Genomic DNA, 24,633 nt, shown 5'->3' with positions numbered 1-24,633 from the left:
GGGGCCTAGGCGGCTTTCCTCCACCCATTCCTGATGTGCTTATAGCCCTCGCGATAAACCGCTTCCGGCGTTTCGGAAAAATCGCGCCACACCTTTGTCGCCGCCGCCAGATCCTTCAACGACCGCCCGAACGCCTCGATCGTCAGCCAGTCGTCATAGCCGCTCTTGCGGATCGCCGCGAACGTCTCTTTCCACGGAATGTTGCCGCGCCCCGGCACGCCGCGATCGTTCTCCGATATGTGGATGTGCACGACATTCCTGCGATGCTTCGTATAGGCGCCGATCGGGTCGGCCTCCTCGATATTGGCATGAAAGGTGTCGTACATCGCCTTGATGTGAGGCCGGCCGACGGCATCGATGTGTTCCGAAAGGTCCGCCATCGTGTTGAAAAGATAACATTCGAACCGGTTCAGCGCCTCCAGCCCGATGGTCACGTTCCGCGTGCCGGCATGGTCGCCTATGGCGCGCTGCGAGGCGATGGAACGGTTCTTCTCGGCGGGCGTCGGCCCGCTGCCGGAAAAGGCGCCGAGCGTCGAGTGCAGCGGCCCGCTGAGCGTCCTGGCGCCAAGCGCGTCGGCGCAATCGACAGCCCATTTCATGTAAGCGATACCGGCCTTGCGCGTTGCCGCATCCGGCGAAATCAGGTTCATTGCGGGATCGCCCATCGCCGAGACCGCGGTGCGCTCCAGCCCGATGCGATCGAGCAGATCGCCGAGCTTTTTATAATCGTCGGGCGTGCCGGCGAAGATCGGTATCTCGACGCCGTCGAAGCCCGTCGCCTTGATGTCGCGAAGCAGCGGCTCGTGCTTTTTCGATACCGCTGTCGTCCACAAGAACATGCACATGCCGATTTTCATCGACGCCCTCCCCCCGTTTGATCCCCCGGATCATTTTTGTTTTAGAGCTTCGTCCACGCTCCATTCTTCTTCGAGGATTTCACACAGGCCTCGATGAAGGCCATGCCTTCGACGCCATCCTGGATGGTCGGAAAGACGACGTCCCTGGCCGGCTTGCCACCCTTCTTGCGCGCCGCGCGGATGGCGCGTGCAGCCTCCTGATAGATATTGGCGAAACCTTCGAGATAGCCCTCGGGATGGCCTGACGGCACGCGGCTGACACGGCCCGCCACCGGCAGCGCGCCGGCGCCGTTGCGGGTGATCAACTGCTTGGGCTGGCCGAACGGCGTGTACCAGAGGTAGTTCGGATCGGCCTGCACCCATTCCAGCCCGCCCTTCGAGCCATAGATGCGCAGCTTCAGCCCGTTCTCATGGCCCGGCGCCACCTGGCTGGCCCAGATCATGCCCTTGGCCGGGTGCGTCTTGCCGGTGGGCTTGAAGCGCAGCATGACGTTGACATTGTCGTCGAGCAGCCGCCCCGGCACGAAGGCATCGAGATCGGCCGACAGCGAATCCAGCTCCAGCCCGGAGACGAAGCGGGCGAGATTGTAGGCATGGGTGCCGATGTCGCCCAGCGCGCCGCCGGCGCCCGCCTGCTTGGGATCGCCGCGCCATGAGGCCTGCTTCTGGCCGGTGGCGGCGAGATCCTCGGTCAGCCAGTCCTGCGGGTATTCCGACTGCACGATGCGGATGTCGCCAAGCACGCCCTTGGCCACCATTTCGCGTGCCTGCCGCACCATCGGATAGGCGGTGTAGTTGTGGGTGAGCACGAACACCTTGCCGGTCTTTTCGACGACTGCCGCGAGCTTTTTCGCCTCGGCCAGTGTCGTCGCCAGCGGCTTGTCGCAGATCACGTGGATGCCGGCCTCGAGGAAGGCCTTGGCAGCCGGCACATGGACATTGTTGGGCGTGACGATGGCCACCGCCTCGATGCCGTCGGGGCGCTTGGCCTCGGCCTTGGCCATCTCGGCATAGGAAGCGTAGCTGCGGTCCGGATCGAGCCCGAGTTCCGCGGCCGAAGCCCTGGCGCGTTCGGGGTTCGCCGACAGCGCACCAGCCACCAGCACGAACTCATTGTCCAGGCGCGCCGCGATGCGGTGCACCGCGCCGATGAAGGCGCCTTGCCCGCCGCCGACCATGCCGTAGCGGATCGGGCCGCCTCCCGTTTCCGATTTCGATGCGCCGACCATGTTTTGTCCCTCGTGTCTTGGATGCTCCTCCCCTCCGGGGAGGAAAGCTGTGTTAGATTCCCATCATCGCGCGCAGGACTTTCTTGTCCGTCGCGCCGCCGGCGAAATCGTCGAATGCCTTTTCCGTCACGCGGATGATGTGGTGCTGAATGAAGGGCGCCCCTTCGGCTGCTCCATCCTCCGGGTGCTTCAGGCAGCACTCCCATTCCAGCACCGCCCAGGAATCATAATTGTACTGCGTCAGCTTGGAGAAGATGCCGCCGAAATCCACCTGCCCGTCGCCGAGCGAGCGGAACCGGCCGGCACGGTTGGTCCAGCTCTGATAGCCGGAATACACACCTTGCCGCCCGGTCGGGTTGAACTCGGCGTCCTTGACGTGGAAGGCCTTGATACGCTCGTGATAGATGTCGATGAATTCGAGATAGTCGAGTTGCTGCAAAAGGAAGTGCGAGGGGTCGTAGTTGATGTTGCAGCGCTTGTGGCCGCCGACCGCATCGAGGAACATCTCGAAGGTGGCGCCGTCGAACACGTCCTCGCAGGGGTGAATTTCGTAGCCGACATCGACGCCATTGTCCTCATAGACATCGAGGATCGGCTTCCATCGCTTGCCGAGCTCGCCAAAGGCCTCCTCGATCAGTCCGGCCGGCCGCTGCGGAAAGGGATAGAGGTAAGGGAAAGCCAGCGAGCCGGTGAACGATACCGAAGCATTCAGCCCAAGATTGCGCGACGCCTTGGCGCCGAACTTCATCTGCTCGACCGCCCATGCCTGCCGCGCCTTTGGGTTGTTGTGGACCGAGGCTGGCGCGAAGCCATCCATCTGGGCGTCATAGGCTGGATGCACCGCCACCAACTGTCCCTGCAGATGCGTCGACAATTCGGTGATCTCGACGCCGGCATCGGCGCAGACGCCCTTCACCTCGTCGCAATAGGCCTTGGAAGACGCCGCTTTCCCGAGGTCGAACAGGCGCGCGTCCCAGGTCGGGATCTGCACGCCCTTATAACCGAGACCGGCGGCCCATTTGGTGATCGCTGCCAGCGAATTGAACGGCGCTGCGTCACCCGCGAACTGCGCCAGAAACAGTCCGGGGCCCTTCATTGTCGTCGGCATCGGCATCCTCCCTCATTATGTGGCGACCAAGCATAGCGCCGATTGGAAGCAGGGCCAGCCACTTTGGTCTTTTTGCATCGGGCGCTTTGCAGGCACTGCCATTCTGGTATTACCAAATCGGGGAATTTGGTCAAGCCTGACACTGCATCAGCCGAGCTCGCCGGGCGCCCGGCGCATTGGCATATATCACAATATAATCAACGTAATAATTCGCGCAGCAAGTTGCACATCCGCGCTTCTTGCCGTTCCAGACAATTTGCTGTAGACCTCACTTCAGGCCCAATTGGTCGAACCAGTTAGCAGGAAAAGGCTGGGGATGCCTTGGGGAGGAATCCTTGCGCCGCCTTTCGGCGACGCATGTCGAAGGCAAACGATACGGACGAATTTGGGAAGGACAGACCATGCATCTTTCGACGCACAACTGGATGCGGGCGGAACCATTGGAAACGACGCTAAGGCGCATCAAGAAGTTCGGCTACGAGTCGATCGAGATTTCCGGCGAGCCCGAGCAGTACAAGACCAAGGAGACGCGGGCGCTGTTGAAGGAGCATGGCATTCGCTGCTGGGGCGCGGTGACCTTGATGCTGGGCGAACGCAACCTTGCCGCCAAGAACCAGGGGCAGCGCGAGCGCTCCGTGCAGTACGTCAAGGACGTGCTGACCATGGTCAGCGAGCTCGATGGCGAGATCATCACGCTCGTCCCCGCGACGGTCGGCAAGGTCGTGCCGGACGGCACCGAGGAAGAGGAATGGAAATGGGTGGTCGACGCGACCCGCGAATGCTTCACCCATGCCAAGAAGGTCGGCGTCAAGATCGCCGTTGAGCCGCTCAATCGCTTCGAGACCTATCTGTTCAATCGTGGCGCCCAGGCGCTGGCGCTGGCCGACGCGGTCAGCCCCGAATGCGGCGTCTGCCTTGACGCCTACCACATCCATATGGAGGAATTTAACGTCTACGACGCCATCCGTAAGGTTGGAAAGCGCTTGTTCGACTTCCATGTCGCCGACAACAACCGCTTCGCGGCCGGCCTCGGCCAGATCGATTGGCCGAAGATCGTCGCCACCCTGAAGGAAGTCGGCTACGACGGCGCGCTGACCAATGAATTCGTCGCCCCGGTCGACCGCACGCCGGCGGCACCCTATCCCGAAATGGTCGAGCGCCACCCGGTCGATATCTCGCCTGAGCAGCTGAAGTTCATCCAGGACCACGGCTCAAGCGTGCTGACCGAGAAATTCTACACCGACCAGATGCGCATCACCGCCGAAACGCTGCTGCCTCTGATCAAGTAGTCGACGACTGTTGGGAAACTTGCCCTTTCGGCCTGACCGGGCGGCGGGGCTGGGGAAAAATATGCGCATCAAGACCGTCCAAGCCTGGTGGGTCCGCATCCCGATCGAAGCCGCTCGGCAGCACCGCAGCGACTTCGGTCAGGTGACGACCTTTGACGCCGCCATCCTGCGCATCGAAACCGATGACGGACTGGTCGGCTGGGGCGAAGGCAAGAACGCCGCCGGCAGCGCCGGCAGCTACGGCGCCCTCGTTCACATGCTCAACCAGGAGGTCGGGCCGCAGCTGATCGGCCGCGATCCGGCCGACATCGGCATCATCTGGGAAATGCTCTACAACGGCGTGCGCCACGACAGTGCCGCCCGCGCCGGCCACGCCATGCCGCAACTGGCGCGGCGCGGCATGAGCGTCGCCGCCATCAGCGCCGTTGACATCGCCCTTTGGGATATCCTGGGCAAGTCGCTCGGCCAGCCGGTGTGGCGGCTGCTCGGCGGCCGCAAGGTCGACCGTATGCAGGCCTATGCTTCGGGCGGCTGGGCGTCCGCCGATGCGATCGGCGAGCAGTTGAAATCCTACATCGCCCGGGGCGGCTTCAAGGCGCTGAAGATGCGGGTAGGCGCCATGGATGGCGCCGCGCACGTCTCGGCGGACCGTGTCCGCGCCGCGCGCCAGACACTCGGTCCCGACGTCGAGCTGATGGTCGACGCTCACGGCACCTATACCGTGGCGGAGGCCAAGCGCTTCATCCACCTCGTCAACGACCTCGACCTCGCCTGGTTCGAGGAACCGGTGATCGCCGATGACAAGCCGGGCATGGCGGAAGTGCGTGCCTCCGGCGCCGTGCCGATCGCCACCGGCGAAAGCGAGGCGACGCGCTATGCCTTCCGCGACCTTGCCGTGCTCAAGGCTGCCGACATTTTCCAGCCCGATCCCGCCTTTTGCGGCGGCATCAGCGAGGCGATGAAGATCGGCACCATCGCCAGCGCCTTCAATCTGCGCTTTGCGCCGCATCTGTGGGCCGGCGCGCCCTGCTTCTTCGCCGGGCTGCATGTCTGCGCCGCCTCGCCGTCGAGTTTCACCGTCGAATATTCGCTCGGCGCCAACCCGATGATACACGATCTGATCGAAGAGACTGTCGAAGCACAGGACGGTATGATAGCGATCCCGGAAAAGCCGGGATTGGGATTCACCGTGTCTGAGCGATTCCTGGAGGCGCACGCGCAACGCAATTGACGATGAAAGAAAAGAACCTTCTCGCGGAACTCGCGGCCTATCTGTTTTCCCACTCGGACAAGGAGAGCGGCCGCACCCCTTCCGAACGTGAGCTGGCGGAGCATTTCGCCGTGAGCCGCGGCCAGATCCGCGAGGCGCTGGCCATCCTCGAAGCCATGCGCATCGTCGAGCGGCGCGCCAAATCCGGCATCTACATCGACACCAAGCAGGCCAGCGTCGAGGCGCTGGCGCTATTCGCGCGCGCCGGCCTGCCGCTCGACCCCTTGCAGATCTACGAGACAGTCGAATTGCGCAAGATCCACGAGATCAAGGCCGCCGAACTTGCCTGCTCGCGCGCCACCGAGGAGAATTTCGAGCGGCTGCGCGAGATCCTCAAGGCTTCCGAGGAACGCATCGCCGCGGGCGAAGGTCTGGCCAAGGAGGACCGCGAATTTCACCTGGAGATCGTGCGCGCCACCAAGAACAGCGTCTTCCACAACATCTGCAGCGTCTACTATCTGATGGGCGAACAGCGCCTGCCGATCTACTTCAATGACCCGGAACGCAGCGTGCGTTCGCATGCCGAGCATGTGCAGATCTACGAGGCGCTGCTGCGCCGCGACGGCAACCTTGCCCAGGCGCTGATGAGCGCCCATCTGCAAGGGGCGGAGAGCTACTGGAAGGGCCTGATCGAAGGCGGCAAGGCGAGTGCGGCCGCGAGCCCGGCGCTCGAAAAGGCCTGAGAATGGCCCAGACCGTGCCGAAGATCCTGTCGACCCATCCGCTGCACCCGCGCGCCTCGGCCAGGCTCGCCGGCGCCGGCCAGCTTGTCGTCGCATCGGCGCTCGATCCCGCCACCTTGACCCGGGAGGCCAAGGACGCCGACATCGTCATCGTGCGCGCACCCCTGCCGCCGGCGCTGTTCGAGGGCGCCTGGAAGCTGAGGGCCGCGATCCGCCATGGCGCCGGGCTCGACATGATCCCCATGGAGGCCGCGACGGCGGCCGGCGTACTGGTGGCCAATGTGCCGGCGGCCAATGCCCGTTCGGTTGCAGAACACGTCATGTTCGCCGCCCTTGCGCTGCTGCGGCAATTCCGCAGGGTCGACCGCGACCTGCGCGCCAAAGGCTGGCTCGCCGGGCGCGAGCACGCCAATGCCAACATCGAACTTGCCGGCAAGACCATCGGCATCGTCGGCCTTGGCGCCGTCGGCCAGGCCGTCGGCCATATCGCCGCGCACGGTTTCGACCTGAAAGTGGTGGCAACGACGCGCAGCATGCAGCCGGCGCCCGAGAAAGTCGGCTTCCTGTCGATCGACGCGCTGGTCGAGCAGAGCGACATCATCGTTTTGTGCTGCCCGCTGACGCCGGAGACGCGCGGCCTGATCAGCCGCGAGCGCATCGCGCGCATGAAACCCAATGCGCTTTTGATCAACGTTTCGCGTGGCCCGGTCGTCGATGACGACGCCCTGATCGACGCCTTGCGGGAGCACCGCATCGGCGGTGCGGCGCTCGACGTGTTTTCGACGCAGCCGCTGCCGTCAAATCATCCCTATTTCGGTTTCGACAACGTCATCATCACCCCGCATATGGCAGGCATTACCGAGGAATCGATGATGCGCATGGGCATCGGCGCGGCGGGCGAAGCCCTGCTGGTGCTGGACGGCAAGCTGCCGGTCAATCTGCGCAATCCGGAAGCGGTCGATCATTACCGCAGGCGGTTTCCGCTCGCCCTGTAGCAATCGCGGTTTCGCCCCAATTCTCCGCGACGTTTGGAGCCATGCCCGGTCTTCGTCTCGCATTCCTGATTGCCGCAGCCTCGTCCATCGGCGCCCTGCCGGCATTCGCCACGGCCGACAGCAGCTATGTCTATTGCGACAATGGGTTGCGCTGCTTCAAACAGCCTTGCCCGTCGAACAGCGCACTCGACCTTGCCACGGGCAAGGTTATCAAGGGTGTATCGATCGACACCAGTCGATTGCCGCAGGCCGACAAGGCGATAACGGATCAGTCCGACGTGCTCTACACCGGGAAGATCGTCGTCAGAGGCTTGATCGAGCAACGCACCCAGACCATCACCGGCAAGGATTACAGCCTGCCCTGGCTGATCGCGATGCGCATCGCGCGCACCGCCAAGGACAGCGAACGCAAACACTGTTCCTCGCCCTGATCCGCCAATCGCCGATCATCCGGCCAGCAGCCTCTCCACTTCGGCGGCGATCCGCAGCAGACGCCGGTCATGGCCGTTGCGCGCGACCAGCATCAGTCCCGCCGGCAGCGCCATGCCGGGCATCGGCAGCGAGATCGCGCAGAGATCGAACTGGTTGGCGACCTGCGTGTTGCGCAGAAGCAGGCCTTCGACATGGTCGCGCAACTCGGCATCCCCGGCCAGGGAAACAATGGCCGGCGCCGTCACCGGCGTGGTTGGCAGTGCCAGCACATCGACCGATGCCAACCGCTCGTCCATGGCGGCTGCCAGGGCGGCACGGCGGCGCAAGGCTCGGATATAGACCGGCGTCGGCAGCATTGCCGCCCGAGACAAGGGGCCGCTGACATGCGGGTCGACCGGCACCGATGCCCCCGTCGCCAGCCAGTCGGCATGAACCTCGGCTCCTTCCATGGCGGCGATCGAGCCGCGCTTGGTGGCGGTCCTGAGCTCCGCGATCATGTCGTCGATCACCAGATCCGCCATGCGCGCGCCGGCTTGTTCGATCTTGCCGAGACAACGCTCGAACGCCACGGCAATCTCACCTTCGGTGTCGCCGAAAAGAACGCCGCGCGGCACACCGACCCGAAGTCCCGCGAGCGATATGGCCGTCGGTTCGGCCGGCACGTCGCCGGCCAGCACCGCGTCTGCGGCGGCACATTGCGCGACGGTCCGGGCAAGCGGCCCGATCGAGTCCAAGGTGCCGGACAGCGGAAAGGTGCCGGTCAGCGGCACCCGCCGCGCTGTAGGCTTGAAACCAACCACACCATTGAGCGCCGCCGGAATGCGGATCGACCCGCCGGTGTCGGAACCGATGGAGATATCGCTCGTCCCCTCACCGACTGAAACGCCGGCGCCCGAGGACGAACCGCCGGGAATACGGCCGGCATCGGCGGCATTGCCCGGCGTGCCATAGTGCATGTTGTCGCCGATCGCCGTGAAGGCGAATTCGGTCATGTTGGTCTTGCCTATGATGACGGCACCGGCTTGCCGAAGCCGGCTGACGATGGCGGCGTCGCGCGCGGCGGGCGTAGCGGTCTTCCGCATCAGCGAGCCGGCCGTGGTCGCCTCGCCGGCGACATCGAACAGATCCTTGACCGAGACGATCGTGCCGTCGAGCGGTCCGAGCGTCACGAGTGCCCGGCGGCGGGCGTCGCTGGCATCAGCCGCCGCCCGCGCAGCCGCGATATAGAGCTTGGTGAAGACCTTTTCGTCGGCCGCGCGATTGGCAAGACGTGACAGGATGATTTCGAGACGGTCGCGGATGGATTGCATGTCGATGTCGGACTCCGTCAGGATGCAACGTCTTAAGGCAGGCAGTCGGTTGGACCTGCGAAAGGGATAACCGGCCGGCGTACCTTTGCACCTGCCAGCGATAGGAAGATACCGATGCTCTACAAAGGCAGCTGTCATTGCGGCAAGATCGCCTTCGAATTCAAGGCGGAACTGACCGGTGCGGTACGTTGCAATTGTTCGATCTGCTCGCGCAAGGGCGCGCTCTTATGCGCCATCCCGCATGAGAAACTGACGATCCTGGCCTGGGGCGATGACCTGGGCACCTACACATTCGGCAACCACGCCATGGCGCACCGCTTCTGCCGCACCTGCGGCATCCATCCTTTCGCCGAGGACGTCCGGGAAGGCGCTGAGCGCAGCGCCTATATCAACCTCAACTGCGTCGCCGACATCGACCCATCCACCTTGTCGATCTTCGACTTCGACGGGCGTTCGGCTTGAGCGGGTCCGGAGTGCTTTACCGGTAACCCGTTGCGTCGGCGGGTTTGCCGGCGTCCTGGACTTCCGGCAGGTAGCGCCAGGCATCGGGCCGCGAACCGTCGAGATCGGTAAAGCCGTAGACCTGCGCCAGCCCGCCGCTGGACAGCGACTGCCCGTTCCAGCGCGAACGGTCCGGATCCGCCGCCAAAGCTACGACGGCACGGCCGACAAAGCGCGGCGTCTCCGAAATGACGAAATGCGGAACCTTTGCCGTGGCATCGCGCCAATTCTCCTCGAGCACCCCAAAAGCCTCCAGCATCATCTCCGACCGCAGCCAGCCCGGCGTCAAAGAGACTGACGTGGCGCCGTGTTTGGCAAGATCCTTGGCGTGAGCCCACGCCATGCGGTTCACCGCGACCTTGGCAAGGTCATAGAATGGCGACAGGCGGTAATGCTCGGCATTGTATTCGGCCGTGCCGTCGGTGACTTCGACCAGCAGTCCACCCGGCTGCTCGATCATGAGCGGCAGCGCATGGTGGGCGGTGATCAGGTGTGTGTCGATGGCCAGACGCAGCATGCGCAAGCCATTGTCCAGATCGTGCTCCCAGACAGCCTTGTCCCATTCGAACAGCTTTTCACCGCCCCAGATGTCGTTGACCAGTATGTCGAGACGGCCCTGTTCCTTGCGGATGCGCTCGACCAGCCCACGCACGTCGTCGGCCACGAGATGATCGACTTGCATGGCGATGCCCCTGCCGCCGTTCGCCGTGACCAGTTCCGCCGTCTCCTCGATTGTTTCTGGCCGGGCATATTCGGATTGCTGGGCACGTGTGCTCCGCCCGGTGACATAGACAGTGGCGCCGGCAGCACCGAGTTCGACCGCTATGCCGCGTCCGGCGCCTCGCGTGCCGCCGGCGACCAGGGCAACTTTTCCTTGCAACGTCATTGAACTCTCCGAAGAACGATAACATCGATGAAATCCGAGCTGGCCCGCGCCGCTCGCATCATATATAAATGATCATTCGGTTATATCAGGATGTCAAGGTGACCCGACCCAAAACCCAGTCCGACGAACAGGTGCTGGAAGCCGCATTGCGATTGATCCACGAGCATGGCCCGGAGGCGCTCACCTTCGAGCGCCTGGCGAAATCCTGTGGCCTCTCCGGTGCGACCCTGGTGCAACGCTTCGGGAATAAGGCACGGTTGAAGCAGCGCACACTGCTGCATGCCTGGGACGGTCTTGACGACAAGACCAGGACGCTGGCGACCGCCGTTCCAAGAACGCCTGCCGGTGCAATCGAATTGCTGGTGGCGCTGTCGCAGGGCTATGGCGGCATCGAATCCTATGCCCAGGGCCTGCTCGTCCTGCGCGAGGATCTGCGTGACCCCATGCTCAGGGCGCGCGGTGCCGCTTGGAAAACAACCCTGTGCAATGCCCTCGCGGCTTGCTTTGCCGGAACGCCCGGCTCCCCGCAGGACATCGGCCTGCTGATGGCGTCGCATTGGCAGGGATCGTTGCTGTGGTGGAGTTTCGATCCGACGATCGAAGTCACCATCTACGTCGACAACAGCCTCATCCGCTTCGTTGCCGCCATCACGACGGCAGCGGCCCGAAAACCATGATGGTTCTCGGACCGCTGGATAGCTCGGGGATGAAGGACTACGCGGCCTGCTTCGGGCCGCGCAGGAACACAACGATGGCCGCCAGCAGGGTTGCGATGCCGCAATAGGCGAAGGCGCTGGCCACGCCGGCATGGTCGACCAGCAGACCGCCGAAGACGGCGCCCAGCGCGATCGCCACCTGGAAAGTCGCCACCATCAAGCCGCCGGCGCTTTCGGCTTGGTCGGGCGCCGCCCGAACCAGCCAGCTCTGCAGCCCGACCGGCACCGCGCCGAAGGCAAAGCCCCAGGCGGCCACGGCGGCCGCGGCGACCGTCGGCGAGGCGCCAAGGATTAGCATCAAGGCGGCCGCAAGCGCGATCAGCAGGGGCGCCAGCGCCACGGCTGTCTTGAGGTTGCGCTCAGCCAGGAAGCCGCCGGCGATATTGCCGAAGAACCCGCCAATGCCATAGGCCAGAAGCACCAACGAGATCGTCCCGATGTCGAGCACCGGCACCTCTTCGAGAAAGGGGCGCACATAGGTGAAGCCGGCAAAGTGCCCCGAAGCGACCAGTAGCACGACCAGCAGGGCCACCCGGATCGACGGCCGCTTCAAAACATCAAGCAAGGTCCGGAAACTCGCGACACCCACCGGCGGCAGCTTCGGAATCGTGGCCAATTGCACCAGCAGCGCCAGGGCACCGACGGTGGTCGCGATCATGAAGGCCGTGCGCCAACCCCAGATGTTGCCGACATAGGCCCCGACCGGGGCGGCGGTGACGGTGGCCAGCGAAACGCCGGTCAGGATGATCGACATGGCGCGCGGCATCAGCCGCATCGGCACCAGCCGCAGCGCCATGGCCGCCGACATCGCCCAGAAGCCACCCAGCGCCACGCCCAGCACCACGCGGGCCAGCAGAAGCATGGGCAGCGACGCGGCAAAGGTGGCGAGAAGGTTCGACAGGATGAGGAACGAAGTCAGCATCCACATCACCAGCCTGCGGTCCATGCGCCTTGTAATGATTGCCATGGTGGGCGCGGCAATGGCGCCGACGATGGCGGTTGCGGTCACCGCTTGCCCCGCGACACCTTCGGTGACGCCGAGATCGTGCGCCATCGGCGTAAGCAGGCTGGCGGGCAGGAATTCGGCGGTGACGAGACCGAAAACGCCAAGTGCCAGCGAAACCACGGCGCCCCAGGCCGGATCGGCTCGTTCATCGCTGTCAGCAGGGTTCAGAAGTGCGGCGTCGACGACGCCCGTTGTGGGATCGGCCATGGTCAGTCTCCGGTCTGTTTGCACCGCCACATAGGAAATGACCGCCTCGGGCTTCCACCCGATCCATGCCTTGCGATCACCGCTTACCATGGGGACGGTCTGCTATTTGTTTGCGACGCAGCATTTGGCTGCAGTGCAACATAGGGAATGACGCCCTGGAGTTTCCATGCTAGAAACCCCATAATGTTTGACCATTCGTCCAAAATTCCGGTCACCGGCGACCCGCTTACGGACATACTGCGCGGCCTGCGCCTCGATGGTGTCGAGTACGGCCGCTGCGAGATGAAAGAGCCTTGGGGCATCCAGTTTCCGGCTCAGCCAGGCGCCCGTTTTCACTTCATCGGCCGCAAGGGCTGCTGGCTGAAGCAGCCCTCCGGAGAATGGGTCGAGCTCAATGCCGGCGATTCGGTGCTGCTGCCGCGCGGCGAGGCCCATGTACTGGCCAGCGAACCCGGTGCGAAGGCCTGGCCGATCCATGGCTACCAGCTCGAGGAAGTCTGCAAGGACGTCTATTGCACATCGAACGCAGAGATGTGCGACAAGGATTGCCAGCCGGGAACGCTGCTGTTCTGCGCCGCGATGTATTTCAACCTCGATGGCCTGCATCCGCTGCTCGGCATGATGCCGGACGTGATGCGCTCGCATGAGCTGGAAGCCTATGAGCCGGGCATTCCACATCTGCTGGAGTCGATGGCACGCGAAGTGACAATGGAGCGCGTCGGCTCCGGCGGCATCCTGGCGCGGCTGGCCGATGTGCTGGCCGCCACCGTCATCCGCTCATGGGTCGAGCGTGGCTGCGGCGATTCGTCCGGCTGGATCGCGGCGGTCCGGGACCGCGACATCGGCCGCGTGTTGGCCGCAATCCATCTCGAACCCGACCATGACTGGACGGTCGAGTCGCTGGCCCGGATGATGGGTGCTTCGCGCTCGGGCTTCGCCGAGCGCTTCGCCACCATCGTCGGCGAAACGCCGGCAAAATATGTCACCCAGGTCCGGATGCATCAGGCGCGGCAATGGCTGGTCCGCGACCGGATGAAGATCTCGGTCGTTGCCGCACGCCTCGGCTATGAATCGGACGCCGCCTTCAGCCGTGCCTTCAAGCGTGTCATCGGTTCGGCGCCCAGCCATCTGCGGGCCGAGGAGCAGGCCGACATCCGCAAGGCCGGGTAACGCATCTCGGCCGTGACGGACGGTCGATTGCACGCTAAAAGCCAGGCATGGATTTCACATCATCCGAGGGTGTCTCGCCGGCATCAGGCGGCCCGCTGACCGACATATTGAGAGGATTGCGGCTTGATGGCGTCGATTATGGCCGCTGCGACCTTGGCGAGCCGTGGGCGGTGCTCTTTCCAGCCCAGGAGGCGGCACGTTTCCACTTCATCGGCCGGCGCGGATGCTGGCTGTTTTCGCCGTCCCGGCAATGGCAGGAACTGAAAGCCGACGATGCGCTGTTGTTGCCGCGCGGCGCCGAACACATCCTTGCCAGTGCGCCGGGCGTCCATGCCGTGCCGATCGAAAGCTACAGCATCGAGCCTTTGCAGGACAATGTCTACGCCGTCTCGAACGGCGGCTACGGCGCCAAGACGCAGCTGTTTTGCGGCAGCATGCACTTCAATCTGGGTGGATCGCATCCTGTGCTCGCCATGATGCCGGACATGATGCGCGCCCGGGACTTGATGGCCGACGAGCCGGGCATTCCGCACCTTCTGGAAGCCATGGCCAGCGAAGTGACCGGCAATCGCGCCGGCTCGGGCGGCATACTGGCGCGTCTGGCCGACGTATTGGCCGCAAGCATTATCCGGTCATGGGTGGAGAACGGCGGCGACGGTACCACCGGCTGGATCGCCGCGATCAGGGACCGGGACATCGGCCGCGTGCTGGTGGCCATTCATCGCCAGCCCCACCGGAACTGGACCGTCGAAGCCCTGGCCCGCGAAATGGGGGCCTCACGTTCGGCCTTCGCCGAACGGTTCACGGCAATCGTCGGCGAAACGCCGGCGAGATATATCGCCCGGCTGCGCATGCACCAGGCGCGACAGTGGCTGATCGAAGACCGGATGCGGGTATCCGTGGTGGCCGCCAGACTGGGCTACGAGTCCGAGGCTTCGTTCAGCCGGGCGTTCAAGCGGATCGTCGGCACGGCGCCCAGCCATTTGCGCCCCGTCAACGGCACCTCCGACGAACGCTGAGGCAGCACGCACCTTGCCGTGTTGAATTGCTGGATGAATTGCCAAGTCTTCCGGACGCCGTGTCATTGCCGGGCCGGCTGCATGCAATAGCCTGCCTGTCCCAACAGTGAGCGGGTCGATTCAAGGAGATATGCCATGCCAATTCATCTGAGGTTCCTAACGCTCGCCAGCATGTTCGTCGTCTCCGGCCAGGCCTTCGCCCTCGAGGACAGCTATCTTCCGGCCAACAAGATCCCCTATGTCGCCGAGGCGCCGGACCAGCCGCAGCGTCTCGGACCGCTATGGGGCGAAAGGGCCAAGGGCCCTGCAGGCACGCTGCTGAAAGTCCCAGGCAAATGGCGCGCTCCTGTTCACGCGCACACCGCCGACTATCGCGCGGTGGTCATCAAGGGTCTGTGGGCGCATTGGCAGATGCAAGGCGGCGAGGCGACCAAGGTCGAACTGCCTCCGGGATCCTATTGGACCCAGAAGGCCAACGAGATGCATGACGACGCCTGCCTGTCCGATACGGAGTGCGTGATCTTGCTGATCAACGACATGCCTTACGAGACCTACCTGGCGAAGTAACCGGACGCTCTATCCGGCGTGGCGCAAGCTGACACCGCTGCCCTTGTCGAACAGCACCACCTTGTCCGGGTTCCAGGCAAAGCGCACCGGCTGCTCGATGGCGACATCTGTCCTTGCCGGCACAGTGGCGCGCAACATGGTGTCGCCGACGCGCAGCGTCAGGATCTTTTCGACGCCATGGTTCTCGACATCATGGACGCGCGCCTCGACGGGCGCGCCGCTCTCGAGATGGACGTCTTCGGGACGGATGCCGAAGACGAGCGGGCGACCGTCGGTCGCCGAAGTCGCCTTGGCCCCCCCTGAAAAGGGCAGTTCGAAATTCAGCGGCGCCATCACCGCGCGGCCATTGACCAGCTTGCCGTCGATGAGGTTCATCGGCGGCGAGCCGACGAAGCTCGCCACATAGGTGTCGCGCGGATTGTTGTAGATCTCGTGCGGCGTGCCGGTCTGCACGATGCGGCCATGATTAAGTACCCCCACCTTGTCGCCCATCGACATCGCCTCGATCTGGTCATGGGTAACGAACAGGAAGGTGGCGCCGAGCTGTATCTGCAGGTTCTTCAGTTCCGTGCGCAGCGCCTCGCGCAGCTTGGCGTCGAGCGCCGACAGCGGTTCGTCCATCAGGAACACGCGCGGCTTGCGCACGATGGCGCGGCCGATCGACACGCGCTGCATTTCGCCGCCTGAGAGCCGGTCGGTCTTGCGGTCAAGCAGATGTTCGATGCGCAGCGTACGGGCCGCGCGGTCGACGCGGTCCTTGATCTCGGCATCGGGCAGCCTGCGGATCTTGGGCTTCAGCGGAAATTCGAGATTCTCGCGCACCGTGTAGCGCGGATAGAGCGAGTACTGCTGCAGCACCAGCGCCACGTCGCGCTCGGCCGCGCCCCAGTCGGCAACGTCGACGCCGTCGATGAGGACTTGGCCTTCGCTGGGTTTTTCGAGGCCGGCAATCAGCCGCAGCGTCGTCGTCTTGCCGGCTCCCGTCTCGCCCAGCAGCACGAAGAACTCGCCGTCGGCGATGTCGAGATCGAGCCCGGTCAACGCAGTATGGTTGACGAAATTCTTGGAGATGTTCTTGAGCTGGATATGGGCCATCAGAGCCTCACCTCAAGCGACTTGCCGCTTGCCTTGTCGAAGAAATGCGCCTGGGTGGGATCGATCCGGGCAAAGACCCTCTCGCCGGGGCCCGAGATGAAGCCGCTCTTCGTGCGGGCCCGCAGCATGTTGGAGCCGACCTTCAGGTCGACGATGTCAAAGGAGCCGAGCGGTTCGACGATCTGCGTCTCGACGGCCATGAAACCGTCGGCCGCCTCACGGCGAACAAGCACGCCTTCCGGCCGGATGCCGAGCGCCAGCTGACCGCCGGCATGGCCGTTGAGTTTCGACAGCAGCGCGCGAGGAAACTCAAAGCCGGTGGCCGCGTCGCCGAGCGTCACCGATACGGACGCGGCTTTCTCGGCCACCGCCGCGTCGGCGACATTCATCACCGGGCTGCCGACGAATTGCGCCACGAACAGATTGGCCGGGCGAGAATAGACCTCGTCGGGTGAGCCGACCTGCTGCAGCACGCCTTCATGCATGATGACGATGCGGTCGGCGAGGCTCATCGCCTCGATCTGGTCGTGCGTGACATAGATGGTGGTCGAGCCCTGCTTGATGTGCAGCCGCTTGATCTCGGCCCGCATCTCCTCGCGCAGCTTGGCATCGAGCGCGCCGATCGGCTCGTCCATCAGCATCGCCTTCGGCCGCCGCACCAGCGCCCGGCCGATGGCGACGCGCTGCATGTCGCCGCCGGACAGCGCCGACGGCTTCTTGCCTAGCAGATCCGTTATCTGCAGCGTCTTGGCGACCGAACGCACCTCGCTGTCGATCTCCGACTTGCTCTTGCGCGTGGCGCGCAACGGGAAGGCGATGTTCTCGTAGACGCTCATATGCGGATAGAGCGAGAACGACTGGAACACCATGGCGATGTCTCGGTCAGCCGCCTTCAGGTGCTGGACCGGCTTGCCGTCGATGAGGATGTCGCCCTCGTCGATCGTTTCCAGCCCGGCGATCGCGCGCAGGGTCGTCGTCTTGCCGCAGCCCGATTGGCCGAGCAGCACGATGAACTCATTGTCCGATATCTTGAGGTTGAGGTCCTTGATGACCTGGACAGCGCCAAAGAATTTCTGGACGCCGCGAAGCTCGATCTGGGTCAATGCTGTGCTCCCGGATTTCGCGCGGCATGACCGGTGCCGGCCTCCTCCTCAGGCGCGATCTTCGAAGTGATGTTGAAGCCGATCAGCCCGATCAAGATGATGGTCAGGCCATAGGTGTGCAGCACCATGTTCCAGGGCTGGCAGAGTGCCACGATGCCGAGCACCATGAGCACTTGCGAACCGGGCTCCAGATATTTCTGATTGATGGCGCGAAAGCTCATTTGCGGATTGCTCCGAAGGACATGCCGCGCAACAGATGGTTGCGGAGCAGGAAGGTGAAGATCGCGACCGGCAGCAGGAACAGGAAGGTTCCGGCGGCGATCACCGTCCAGTCCGGCAGGCCGGAGCCGACCTGGCTGGGAATGAAGGGCGGGGCTGTCTGGGCGCGACGATTGGTCATGATCAGCGCGAAGGCATACTCGTTCCACGCCGTGATGAAGCAGAACACGGCAGTGGCGGCGATGCCGGTGGCGGCCTCGGGTAGCACGATCTTGAAGAAGGCTTCCATGCGCGTATAGCCGTCGACAAGCGCCGCCTCCTCATATTCCTTCGGGATTTCGTCCATGAAACCCTTCATCAGCCATACCGAGAAGGACAGGTTGAAGGCGGTGTAGAGGATGATCAGGCCGACATGGGTGTCGTTGAGGCCGACCGCGCGGTACATCAGGAACATCGGGATCGCCACCACCACTGGCGGCAGCATGCGTGTCGACAGGATGAAGAAGAGCAGATCCGCCTCCCCCTTCACCTTGAAGCGTGAGAAGCCATAGGCGGTGAACGTACCCATGCCGACCGCCAGAACCGTCGAGGTGATGGCGATAATCAGCGAGTTCAGGAAGCGGCTGGGATAGCCCGACCACTGCACCTGGCCTTTGCCATCGCGCACGATCTTCTCGCCGCCATCGAAAACGACGCGCTCCCACCACGGCGCCGCCGCGTATTCTTCCGGTGTCGGCGGGCTGCGCAATTGCGAGCGCTTGGTGAACAGCTTCACGAACGGCGAAATTTCCGGCTGGAAGACGACCGTCGGCGGGATGGTGGTGGCCAGGTTGCGCGGCTTGAATGCCGTCGAGGCGATCCAGTAGATCGGCGCGAGGAAGATGATCGTCACCAACAGCACGGCGACGATGGCGACGCGGTTGAAGCCGATTTCGGAAGAAGTGCGGACTGCCGCCATCTCAGCGCTCCTTCACCTTGTTGAGGTACTTGACGTAGATGTTGGTGATGGCCAGCACCATGATCAGCACGATGTAGGCCATCGCGCAGGAACGCCCGGTCTGCCATTCCTGGAACGCCATCTTGTAGAGCCGGATCGAGATCAGTTCGGCCGTCGGCTGGCTGGTCAGGATGTAGGCGAGGTCGAAGGTCTTGAACGCTTCCATGGTGCGGAAGATGACCGCGATCATCAGGATCGGCGCCACCAGCGGCAGCGTGATACGGAAGAAGGTATAAAACGGTCCGGCGCGGTCGATCGCGGCGGCCTCGTAGAGATGTTTCGGTACCGCCGAGAGACCTGCCAGCGACAACAGCATGACGAAGGGCGACCACATCCAGATGTCGGTCAGCGCCACGGCGTAGAGCGCCATCTTGGGGTCGGCCAGCCACTCGAAATTGCCGAGCCCAAGGGCATAGTTGATGACGCCCCATGACGGATCGTAGAGAAGCTTCCAGAACAGCCCGACGACAGCCATCGACAGCATCATCGGCAGCAGCAGCAGCGTCGTGATAAGGCCCTTGAGGGGGATATCCCTGTTGAGCAGCATCGCCACGCCGAAACCGACAAGCAGCTGGCCCGCGACGGAAATGATGACGTATTTCGCGGTGATGGCGAAGTTGGACCACACATAGGGATCGTTGAGCAGGTCGCGATAGTTCTGCAGCCCGACGAAATTGGCCGGCGCGTTGGTCGACGCGCGGAAGTCGGTGAAGGAATATCCAAGCGAATAGATCAGCGGAAAGATGTTGAAGACGATCAGGAACAGGACCGTCGGAATAATGAAGAGGTTGCGGATCGAAATGTCGCTCAGGCCGCGCGCGGCCGCCCGCGAGGACCTCTCCAGTGTTGTGATCATCGTGGTCGCCAAGACCCCTGCTCCCGTTTGCAGAAAAAGAAACGGAGGAGGCGCCAACGCCCCCTCCGTGATGCATGGTTGTTACTGAACGCGACCGTACTTCTTGAACGTCGCGTTCCAGTCGGCGGCCAGAGCGTCAAGCGTTTGCTTGGCGGTGCCTTCGCCGCCGATCATGTAGGGATAGACGCGCTGGTTGAGCTGCTGCAGCAGTTCGGCATATTCCGGCACGGCCCAGAAATCCTTCACCTTGAACATGGTCTCATAGAAGGCCTTGTTGTAAGGCGTGGCGCTCTGGAATTCCGGCGACTTGAGCACCGCCGCGCTGCAGGTATAGCCGCCAAGCGCCGCCCACTTCTTCTGGGTCTCGTCCTTGATGAACCATTCAAGGAACTTCATCGCCTCGTCCTGCTTCTTCGAGTACGAGATGACGGAAATGCCTTGACCGCCGAGTGCGGCGAACTGGTCGCCATTCGGTCCCGGTGGGTTGGCGAAGAAGCCGGTGTTCTTGGCGTTCGGGTTCGACGCCTCGTTGATCAACGAGGGGAAGAACGCGAAGAAGTTCATGCTCATCGCCGCCAGGTTCTCGGTGATCGCCTGGTTGTCCTCGACGAAGAACGATTTGGCCCAGCCCGGAGGCGTGAACTTGTAGAGTTCCTTGTAGGCGTCGAGCGCGGCGACCGCCTTGTCGGAATTGATGTGGCCATCGACCTTGTAGGTCGAATAGTCACCCAACTCGCCGCCATAGGAGAACAACGCGTTCTCGAAGCCCATTGCCATCGCATCATAGGAATTGTCCGTGTAGATGGCGATGCCGTAGCGCTTCTGGTCGGGCCGATAGAAGAACTCGGCGATGTCGCGCAGCGCCTTGAAATCCTTCGGCACGTCGAGGTCGTAGCCATATTTGGCCCTGAAGGCTTCCTTCTCCTTGGGGTCCTCGAACCAGTCCTTGCGGTAGGACCAGCCGACGGCGTCGCCTTCGAGCGGTATGGCCCAGTACTTGCCGCTGTTGCCGGGATACTCGGCGTAGTACTTCACCGTCGCCGGCGCCATGACATTGCCGAGGTCGTGCTTCTTGAAGAAGTCCGTCAGGTCGACATAGTGGCCACCGGTCGAGCCGGCACCCAGCCACTGCGAGTCGCCAACGACCAGATCGTAAGCGTCGCCATGGGCGTTGAACTCGGTGAAGGCCTTCGTCTGGAAGTCGGACCAGGGTGTGGTCTCCACCGTGATCTTGACACCGGTTTCCTTCTCGTACTCGTTGCCGAGTTCCTGCAGATAGTTGGCCGGATCCCATTCCGCCCAGAAGATGGTGAGCGACTTTTCCTGCGCGTAAACGGACGTTCCGCAGGCAAGCGTTAAGCCGATACCAGCAAGCACGCTGGTCACTAACTTGCGCATAATGATTTCCTCCCTTGTGCGCATTCTACCCTGTCATGCGAGCCGGCAACGGGGCCGGTTCCGGTAGTTCCTCCCGTGATCGCACCTTCCCGGTTTCGGGCCTCCTCGCCCTGCCGGAAAACGGATCGCAACCCTCACCTTTGATCCATTTTTCTTTCCTGATCTGGTATTACCAATTCTACATCGACGTCAAGCCCTTTCTTGGACGGCGAGCCTGGCCATTCCGGCGGAATTCAAGCTTTATCTGCCTGTTTTCCAATGTTTTTCCTACTCAATGATACGCTGAGGCGTTGCACGACCCCGCGCGTCCGGGATAATATTGATGGTCGGCATGCAAATCTGGTCGAACCAGATAGGGCCTACCCCAGGACCGGCCGCGAACCGCCGTCGCCTCCTTCATCGATCGATCCCGCCACCGCCGCGCGCACCAGGGCGCCTGCCGCCCATTGCGCGACAGACCGCGTCCCGCGGCTGTCCAGGCCCCATATGTCCTTGAGCACTATCAGCACCTCGACGCCGAAGATCAGCGACAGCGCCTGCGCCAGGCGCTTGAAATCGTGCGGCGGCAAATGACCCTGGAGCGGCGCGATCGCCTGCTCCAGCAAATCGACGCGATGACCGCGCGTGAAGGCCGGCTCACCGCCCAGCGTGCCGGCCTGCCGACGCGCCCATTGATCGAGCGACAGCTTCAGCGCCGCCTTGAACGTCGCCTCAAAAGCCTCGATGCGCGGCATGGCCGTGTCGAACAGCTCCGCGACCCGCCGCTCGGCGTCCGCCGAGGTCGATTGCCAGGTCAGGATCGGGCCAAGCCCCTCGTCGACGACGGCCTGCACCAATGCCGCCTGGCTCGGAAAATATCGGTAGGCGGTGGCGCGGGAAACTTCCGCCGCTTCCGCCACCTCGCTGACCGACGGCGTCACGCCCGCCTGCATCAGCCGTGTCGCCGTCTCCAGCATCAGCCGTTTCGTGCGCGCCCGGGGTCCACGCTCGGCGGCCTGGCCGCTTCCCCGCTCGGTGTCGCCCGTTGCTGTGGATCGTTGACGCGAGACATCCATGTCAATATGATACGCGCGTCTCAAAAATTTGCAATGACCTTGGAAGGCGCCAATGAAGCGCATCTATGTGGTGGGCACCGCTGACACCAAGGGTGAGGAACTCGCGTTCCTGGCCGATGCGATCGCCGCAACTGGCGCCAATGTTTGCCGCGTCGATGTCGGAACGCGCCACGCGACGGTCCCGGTCGATATTGCGGCGAAACAAGTCGCCGGTCACCATCCGCGCGGCCATACAGCCGTGCTCGGCGGCGATGACCGTGGCGCCGCGGTCGCCGCCATGGGCGTCGCCTTCACCCATTTTGCGCAATCGCGGAACGACATCGCCGCCATGATCGGCATTGGCGGCGGCGGCGGCACGTCGATCATCACATCGGGCATGCGCGCGCTGCCGCTCGGCCTGCCGAAAATCATGATCTCGACCCTCGCCTCGGGCGACACGGCTCCCTATGTCGATGTCTCCGACATCATCATGATGCCATCGGTGACCGACATGGCCGGGCTGAACCGGCTCTCCCGTGTCGTGCTGCATAATGCCGCCCAGGCGATATCGGGCATGGCGGCACGGCCGGCGCCGCCGCCCGACGGCAAGCCCTCGATCGGTTTGACCATGTTCGGCGTCACCACGCCTTGCGTCACCGCCATCGCCGACCAGCTTCGCACCGCGTATGATTGCATGGTCTTCCACGCCACCGGCACCGGCGGCCGCAGCATGGAAAAGCTGGCCGACAGCGGCCTGCTGTCCGGTGTCATCGACATCACCACGACAGAGGTCTGCGACCTGTTGTTCGGCGGCGTGCTGCCGGCGACGGAAGACCGCTTCGGCGCGATCGCCCGCACTGGCCTGCCCTATGTCGGCTCGGTCGGCGCGCTCGACATGGTCAATTTCTGGGCGCCTTCCACCATCCCGGAACGCTATCGCGGGAGGCTGTTCTACGAGCACAATCCCAACGTCACGCTGATGCGCACCACTGCCGACGAGTGTCGCAAGATCGGCGAGTGGATCGGCGGAAGGCTCGCCCTGTGCGAAGGGCCGGTGCATTTTCTCATTCCGGAGAAGGGCGTCTCGGCGCTCGACATCGAGGGGGGCGCCTTCTTCGATCCGCAGGCCGACGCCGTGCTGTTCGACGCCATCGAGCGCACCATCAAGCCGAATGCCAATCGTCGCGTCACGCGCCTGCCGCTGCACATCAACGACCGCGAATTCGCCACGGCCGCGATCGCGGCCTTTCTCGACATCGCCAGGCACTGAGGTTCAAAGACATGCCCGCAATACCACGCAAGGACATACTGAAGAAATTCAGGGGAATGATCGACAAGGGCGTACCGATCGTCGGCGGCGGCGCCGGCACCGGCCTGTCGGCCAAGGCCGAGGAGGCCGGCGGCATAGACCTGATCATCATCTACAATTCCGGCCGCTACCGCATGGCCGGGCGCGGCTCGGCGGCCGGCCTGCTCGCCTATGGCAATGCCAATGAGATCGTCAAGGAAATGGCCTATGAGGTGCTGCCGGTGGTCAGACACACACCGGTGCTGGCCGGCGTCAACGGCACCGATCCCTTCGTCATCATGCCACTGCTTCTGGCCGAGCTGAAGACGATGGGCTTTTCCGGCGTACAGAATTTTCCGACCATCGGCCTGTTCGACGGCACCATGCGACAGAGCTTCGAGGAGACCGGCATGGGTTTCGGGCTTGAGGTCGACATGATCGCCGAGGCGCACAAGCTCGATCTGCTCACCACTCCCTATGTCTTCAATCCCGACGAGGCGCGCGCCATGACCAAGGCCGGCGCCGACATCGTGGTCGCCCACATGGGTGTGACGACCGGTGGCTCGATCGGCGCCACCTCGGCCAAGTCACTCGACGATTGCGTCGTCGCGATCGACGCCATCGCCGACGCCGCCCGCTCGGTGCGCAAGGACGTCATCTTGCTCTGCCATGGCGGCCCGATCTCGATGCCGGACGATGCCCGCTACATTCTCTCCCGGGCCAAGGGACTGCATGGCTTCTATGGCGCGAGCTCCATGGAGCGGCTGCCGGCGGAAACGGCGATTGCCCGGCAGACAGCCGATTTCAAGGCTGTCACACTCGGCGGTGAGAAGACCAAGCCAAAGAAAAAGAAGGGATGAGACCGTGACCGACAAGAGCAAGGTATTTGTCTATCCGAATGACGTCAGCGCCTTCGGCTTCGATTGGGGCAGGCTGGCACTGACAGTCGCTCCGGAAGTGAACGGCGCCACCCGTTTTTCCGGCGGCGTCGTCGACCTGCCCTCCGGCAAGGGCCATACCCGCCACAACCATCCGGGCGCCGAGGAAATCATCTTCGTCATCTCCGGCCATGGCGAGCAGATGGTCGAGGACGAGAAGGGCAATCCGGTGGTCGCGAAGGTCGGCCCCGGCTGCACCATCTATGTACCGGAGAGCCGTTTCCATTCGACGCTGAATACGGGCGACGGGCCGATGCAGCTCTTCGTCGTCTATTCGCCGGCCGGACCGGAACTGGCTCTGCGCGACCTGCCGGATTTCAGGCTGATTCCCGCAGAGCGGCAATGAACTTCTTATAGGGCGGCGTCGCCCCTCATTGTCCTGCCGGACGTTTCTCCCCGTAGAACGTGGACGATTTCGCCAGTCGCCAGAACTGCTCTTTTCTCACCGCTCCACGGGAAG

At 63.5% G+C, this 24,633-nt stretch carries 26 protein-coding genes; 13 read left to right on the top strand and 13 right to left on the bottom strand.

Going from position 1 to position 24,633, the window contains the following annotated elements; genetic code table 11:
* Window positions 1-5 precede the first annotated feature (5 nt).
* The 3 genes from C1D09_RS19465 to C1D09_RS19455 are packed head-to-tail and all read right to left on the bottom strand — an operon-like array spanning window position 6 to window position 3,194.
* Window positions 6-857, bottom strand: coding sequence for a sugar phosphate isomerase/epimerase family protein (locus C1D09_RS19465; protein WP_143975841.1), 852 nt, complete (start codon window positions 855-857; stop codon window positions 6-8).
* A 41-nt stretch (window positions 858-898) separates the two neighbouring features.
* A complete protein-coding gene (locus C1D09_RS19460) occupies window positions 899-2,086 on the bottom strand; it encodes a Gfo/Idh/MocA family protein (RefSeq protein ID WP_143975840.1) in 1,188 nt (395 codons plus the stop codon).
* A 52-nt stretch (window positions 2,087-2,138) separates the two neighbouring features.
* On the bottom strand, window positions 2,139-3,194 hold the full coding sequence (locus C1D09_RS19455; RefSeq protein WP_143975839.1) for a sugar phosphate isomerase/epimerase family protein: 1,056 nt from the start codon (window positions 3,192-3,194) through the stop codon (window positions 2,139-2,141).
* A gap of 401 nt (window positions 3,195-3,595) precedes the next feature.
* Between C1D09_RS19455 and C1D09_RS19450 the strand changes: the two genes are divergently transcribed.
* The 5 genes from C1D09_RS19450 to C1D09_RS19430 all read left to right on the top strand — a co-directional run bounded on the left by C1D09_RS19450 (window position 3,596) and on the right by C1D09_RS19430 (window position 7,862).
* Window positions 3,596-4,483 (top strand): sugar phosphate isomerase/epimerase family protein, encoded by an 888-nt coding sequence (locus tag C1D09_RS19450; RefSeq protein WP_143975838.1) that lies wholly within the window; start codon window positions 3,596-3,598, stop codon window positions 4,481-4,483.
* A gap of 61 nt (window positions 4,484-4,544) precedes the next feature.
* A complete protein-coding gene (locus tag C1D09_RS19445) occupies window positions 4,545-5,714 on the top strand; it encodes a mandelate racemase/muconate lactonizing enzyme family protein (protein ID WP_143975837.1) in 1,170 nt (389 codons plus the stop codon).
* Window positions 5,715-5,716: 2 nt separating this feature from the next.
* The gene (locus C1D09_RS19440) at window positions 5,717-6,436 is read left to right on the top strand and encodes a FadR/GntR family transcriptional regulator (RefSeq protein WP_143975836.1); all 720 of its coding nucleotides are present in this window, start codon (window positions 5,717-5,719) and stop codon (window positions 6,434-6,436) included.
* Window positions 6,437-6,438: 2 nt separating this feature from the next.
* Complete coding sequence (locus C1D09_RS19435) at window positions 6,439-7,431, top strand: hydroxyacid dehydrogenase (RefSeq protein WP_208760406.1); 993 nt, start codon at window positions 6,439-6,441, stop codon at window positions 7,429-7,431.
* A 41-nt stretch (window positions 7,432-7,472) separates the two neighbouring features.
* Complete coding sequence (locus tag C1D09_RS19430; protein WP_143975835.1) at window positions 7,473-7,862, top strand: hypothetical protein; 390 nt, start codon at window positions 7,473-7,475, stop codon at window positions 7,860-7,862.
* Between the two features lie 15 nt (window positions 7,863-7,877).
* Here the strand turns inward: C1D09_RS19430 and C1D09_RS19425 are convergent, their stop codons facing one another.
* A complete protein-coding gene (locus C1D09_RS19425; RefSeq protein ID WP_143975834.1) occupies window positions 7,878-9,173 on the bottom strand; it encodes an amidase in 1,296 nt (431 codons plus the stop codon).
* 114 nt (window positions 9,174-9,287) lie between these two features.
* Between C1D09_RS19425 and C1D09_RS19420 the strand changes: the two genes are divergently transcribed.
* Window positions 9,288-9,635, top strand: a complete 348-nt coding sequence (locus C1D09_RS19420) for a GFA family protein (RefSeq protein ID WP_143975833.1) — start codon at window positions 9,288-9,290, stop codon at window positions 9,633-9,635.
* Between the two features lie 16 nt (window positions 9,636-9,651).
* Here the strand turns inward: C1D09_RS19420 and C1D09_RS19415 are convergent, their stop codons facing one another.
* The gene (locus C1D09_RS19415; protein WP_143975832.1) at window positions 9,652-10,560 is read right to left on the bottom strand and encodes an SDR family oxidoreductase; all 909 of its coding nucleotides are present in this window, start codon (window positions 10,558-10,560) and stop codon (window positions 9,652-9,654) included.
* 98 nt (window positions 10,561-10,658) lie between these two features.
* Here C1D09_RS19415 and C1D09_RS19410 point away from each other — a divergent pair, with 98 nt between their 5' ends.
* Window positions 10,659-11,237, top strand: a complete 579-nt coding sequence (locus C1D09_RS19410; protein ID WP_246135808.1) for a TetR/AcrR family transcriptional regulator — start codon at window positions 10,659-10,661, stop codon at window positions 11,235-11,237.
* 37 nt (window positions 11,238-11,274) lie between these two features.
* Here C1D09_RS19410 and C1D09_RS19405 read toward each other — a convergent pair whose 3' ends face one another.
* On the bottom strand, window positions 11,275-12,489 hold the full coding sequence (locus tag C1D09_RS19405; RefSeq protein ID WP_143975830.1) for an MFS transporter: 1,215 nt from the start codon (window positions 12,487-12,489) through the stop codon (window positions 11,275-11,277).
* A 183-nt stretch (window positions 12,490-12,672) separates the two neighbouring features.
* Here C1D09_RS19405 and C1D09_RS19400 point away from each other — a divergent pair, with 183 nt between their 5' ends.
* The 3 genes from C1D09_RS19400 (at window position 12,673) to C1D09_RS19390 (ending at window position 15,245) form a co-directional block, all read left to right on the top strand.
* Complete coding sequence (locus C1D09_RS19400; RefSeq protein ID WP_143975829.1) at window positions 12,673-13,659, top strand: AraC family transcriptional regulator; 987 nt, start codon at window positions 12,673-12,675, stop codon at window positions 13,657-13,659.
* A 47-nt stretch (window positions 13,660-13,706) separates the two neighbouring features.
* Window positions 13,707-14,678 carry an AraC family transcriptional regulator gene (locus C1D09_RS19395; RefSeq protein WP_143975828.1) on the top strand — a complete coding sequence of 324 codons (972 nt, stop codon included), beginning with the start codon at window positions 13,707-13,709 and terminating at the stop codon, window positions 14,676-14,678.
* Window positions 14,679-14,813: 135 nt separating this feature from the next.
* The gene (locus C1D09_RS19390; protein ID WP_143975827.1) at window positions 14,814-15,245 is read left to right on the top strand and encodes a DUF4437 domain-containing protein; all 432 of its coding nucleotides are present in this window, start codon (window positions 14,814-14,816) and stop codon (window positions 15,243-15,245) included.
* 9 nt (window positions 15,246-15,254) lie between these two features.
* Here C1D09_RS19390 and C1D09_RS19385 read toward each other — a convergent pair whose 3' ends face one another.
* The 7 genes from C1D09_RS19385 to C1D09_RS19355 all read right to left on the bottom strand — a co-directional run bounded on the left by C1D09_RS19385 (window position 15,255) and on the right by C1D09_RS19355 (window position 21,968).
* On the bottom strand, window positions 15,255-16,340 hold the full coding sequence (locus C1D09_RS19385) for an ABC transporter ATP-binding protein (RefSeq protein ID WP_143975826.1): 1,086 nt from the start codon (window positions 16,338-16,340) through the stop codon (window positions 15,255-15,257).
* Entirely contained in the window at window positions 16,340-17,443 is a 1,104-nt protein-coding gene (locus C1D09_RS19380) for an ABC transporter ATP-binding protein (protein WP_143975825.1), read from the bottom strand. The genes C1D09_RS19385 and C1D09_RS19380 overlap by 1 nt, the downstream gene beginning before the upstream one ends.
* The gene (locus tag C1D09_RS19375) at window positions 17,440-17,664 is read right to left on the bottom strand and encodes a hypothetical protein (protein ID WP_140890314.1); all 225 of its coding nucleotides are present in this window, start codon (window positions 17,662-17,664) and stop codon (window positions 17,440-17,442) included. The genes C1D09_RS19380 and C1D09_RS19375 overlap by 4 nt, the downstream gene beginning before the upstream one ends.
* Window positions 17,661-18,620, bottom strand: coding sequence for a carbohydrate ABC transporter permease (locus C1D09_RS19370; RefSeq protein ID WP_013892904.1), 960 nt, complete (start codon window positions 18,618-18,620; stop codon window positions 17,661-17,663). Before C1D09_RS19370 ends, C1D09_RS19375 begins: the two co-directional genes overlap by 4 nt.
* Window position 18,621: 1 nt before the next feature.
* On the bottom strand, window positions 18,622-19,527 hold the full coding sequence (locus C1D09_RS19365) for a carbohydrate ABC transporter permease (protein ID WP_143975824.1): 906 nt from the start codon (window positions 19,525-19,527) through the stop codon (window positions 18,622-18,624).
* A gap of 69 nt (window positions 19,528-19,596) precedes the next feature.
* Window positions 19,597-20,913, bottom strand: a complete 1,317-nt coding sequence (locus C1D09_RS19360) for an ABC transporter substrate-binding protein (protein ID WP_143975823.1) — start codon at window positions 20,911-20,913, stop codon at window positions 19,597-19,599.
* Window positions 20,914-21,272: 359 nt separating this feature from the next.
* A complete protein-coding gene (locus tag C1D09_RS19355; protein ID WP_143975822.1) occupies window positions 21,273-21,968 on the bottom strand; it encodes a TetR/AcrR family transcriptional regulator in 696 nt (231 codons plus the stop codon).
* 52 nt (window positions 21,969-22,020) lie between these two features.
* Between C1D09_RS19355 and C1D09_RS19350 the strand changes: the two genes are divergently transcribed.
* The 3 genes from C1D09_RS19350 to C1D09_RS19340 are packed head-to-tail and all read left to right on the top strand — an operon-like array spanning window position 22,021 to window position 24,519.
* Window positions 22,021-23,217 (top strand): Tm-1-like ATP-binding domain-containing protein, encoded by a 1,197-nt coding sequence (locus tag C1D09_RS19350; RefSeq protein ID WP_143975821.1) that lies wholly within the window; start codon window positions 22,021-22,023, stop codon window positions 23,215-23,217.
* 11 nt (window positions 23,218-23,228) lie between these two features.
* Window positions 23,229-24,095, top strand: a complete 867-nt coding sequence (locus C1D09_RS19345; RefSeq protein WP_143975820.1) for a phosphoenolpyruvate hydrolase family protein — start codon at window positions 23,229-23,231, stop codon at window positions 24,093-24,095.
* Window positions 24,096-24,099: 4 nt separating this feature from the next.
* Window positions 24,100-24,519: a cupin domain-containing protein gene (locus C1D09_RS19340; RefSeq protein WP_143975819.1), complete on the top strand. Its 420-nt coding sequence runs from the start codon at window positions 24,100-24,102 to the stop codon at window positions 24,517-24,519.
* The last annotated feature ends 114 nt before the right edge of the window (window positions 24,520-24,633 follow it).

It is taken from the genome of Mesorhizobium intechi (assembly GCF_002879535.1).
GTDB lineage: Bacteria > Pseudomonadota > Alphaproteobacteria > Rhizobiales > Rhizobiaceae > Mesorhizobium > Mesorhizobium intechi.
This window is presented reverse-complemented; position numbering and strand designations above follow the sequence as displayed.

Coding starts and splice junctions, on each gene's coding strand:
- C1D09_RS19465 (WP_143975841.1), bottom strand. CDS start 857: ATGAAAATCGGCATGTGCATGTTCTTGTGGACGACAGCGGTATCGAAA.
- C1D09_RS19460 (WP_143975840.1), bottom strand. CDS start 2,086: ATGGTCGGCGCATCGAAATCGGAAACGGGAGGCGGCCCGATCCGCTAC.
- C1D09_RS19455 (WP_143975839.1), bottom strand. CDS start 3,194: ATGCCGACGACAATGAAGGGCCCCGGACTGTTTCTGGCGCAGTTCGCG.
- C1D09_RS19450 (WP_143975838.1), top strand. CDS start 3,596: ATGCATCTTTCGACGCACAACTGGATGCGGGCGGAACCATTGGAAACG.
- C1D09_RS19445 (WP_143975837.1), top strand. CDS start 4,545: ATGCGCATCAAGACCGTCCAAGCCTGGTGGGTCCGCATCCCGATCGAA.
- C1D09_RS19440 (WP_143975836.1), top strand. CDS start 5,717: ATGAAAGAAAAGAACCTTCTCGCGGAACTCGCGGCCTATCTGTTTTCC.
- C1D09_RS19435 (WP_208760406.1), top strand. CDS start 6,439: ATGGCCCAGACCGTGCCGAAGATCCTGTCGACCCATCCGCTGCACCCG.
- C1D09_RS19430 (WP_143975835.1), top strand. CDS start 7,473: ATGCCCGGTCTTCGTCTCGCATTCCTGATTGCCGCAGCCTCGTCCATC.
- C1D09_RS19425 (WP_143975834.1), bottom strand. CDS start 9,173: ATGCAATCCATCCGCGACCGTCTCGAAATCATCCTGTCACGTCTTGCC.
- C1D09_RS19420 (WP_143975833.1), top strand. CDS start 9,288: ATGCTCTACAAAGGCAGCTGTCATTGCGGCAAGATCGCCTTCGAATTC.
- C1D09_RS19415 (WP_143975832.1), bottom strand. CDS start 10,560: ATGACGTTGCAAGGAAAAGTTGCCCTGGTCGCCGGCGGCACGCGAGGC.
- C1D09_RS19405 (WP_143975830.1), bottom strand. CDS start 12,489: ATGGCCGATCCCACAACGGGCGTCGTCGACGCCGCACTTCTGAACCCT.
- C1D09_RS19400 (WP_143975829.1), top strand. CDS start 12,673: ATGTTTGACCATTCGTCCAAAATTCCGGTCACCGGCGACCCGCTTACG.
- C1D09_RS19395 (WP_143975828.1), top strand. CDS start 13,707: ATGGATTTCACATCATCCGAGGGTGTCTCGCCGGCATCAGGCGGCCCG.
- C1D09_RS19390 (WP_143975827.1), top strand. CDS start 14,814: ATGCCAATTCATCTGAGGTTCCTAACGCTCGCCAGCATGTTCGTCGTC.
- C1D09_RS19385 (WP_143975826.1), bottom strand. CDS start 16,340: ATGGCCCATATCCAGCTCAAGAACATCTCCAAGAATTTCGTCAACCAT.
- C1D09_RS19375 (WP_140890314.1), bottom strand. CDS start 17,664: ATGAGCTTTCGCGCCATCAATCAGAAATATCTGGAGCCCGGTTCGCAA.
- C1D09_RS19370 (WP_013892904.1), bottom strand. CDS start 18,620: ATGGCGGCAGTCCGCACTTCTTCCGAAATCGGCTTCAACCGCGTCGCC.
- C1D09_RS19360 (WP_143975823.1), bottom strand. CDS start 20,913: ATGCGCAAGTTAGTGACCAGCGTGCTTGCTGGTATCGGCTTAACGCTT.
- C1D09_RS19355 (WP_143975822.1), bottom strand. CDS start 21,968: ATGGATGTCTCGCGTCAACGATCCACAGCAACGGGCGACACCGAGCGG.
- C1D09_RS19350 (WP_143975821.1), top strand. CDS start 22,021: ATGAAGCGCATCTATGTGGTGGGCACCGCTGACACCAAGGGTGAGGAA.
- C1D09_RS19345 (WP_143975820.1), top strand. CDS start 23,229: ATGCCCGCAATACCACGCAAGGACATACTGAAGAAATTCAGGGGAATG.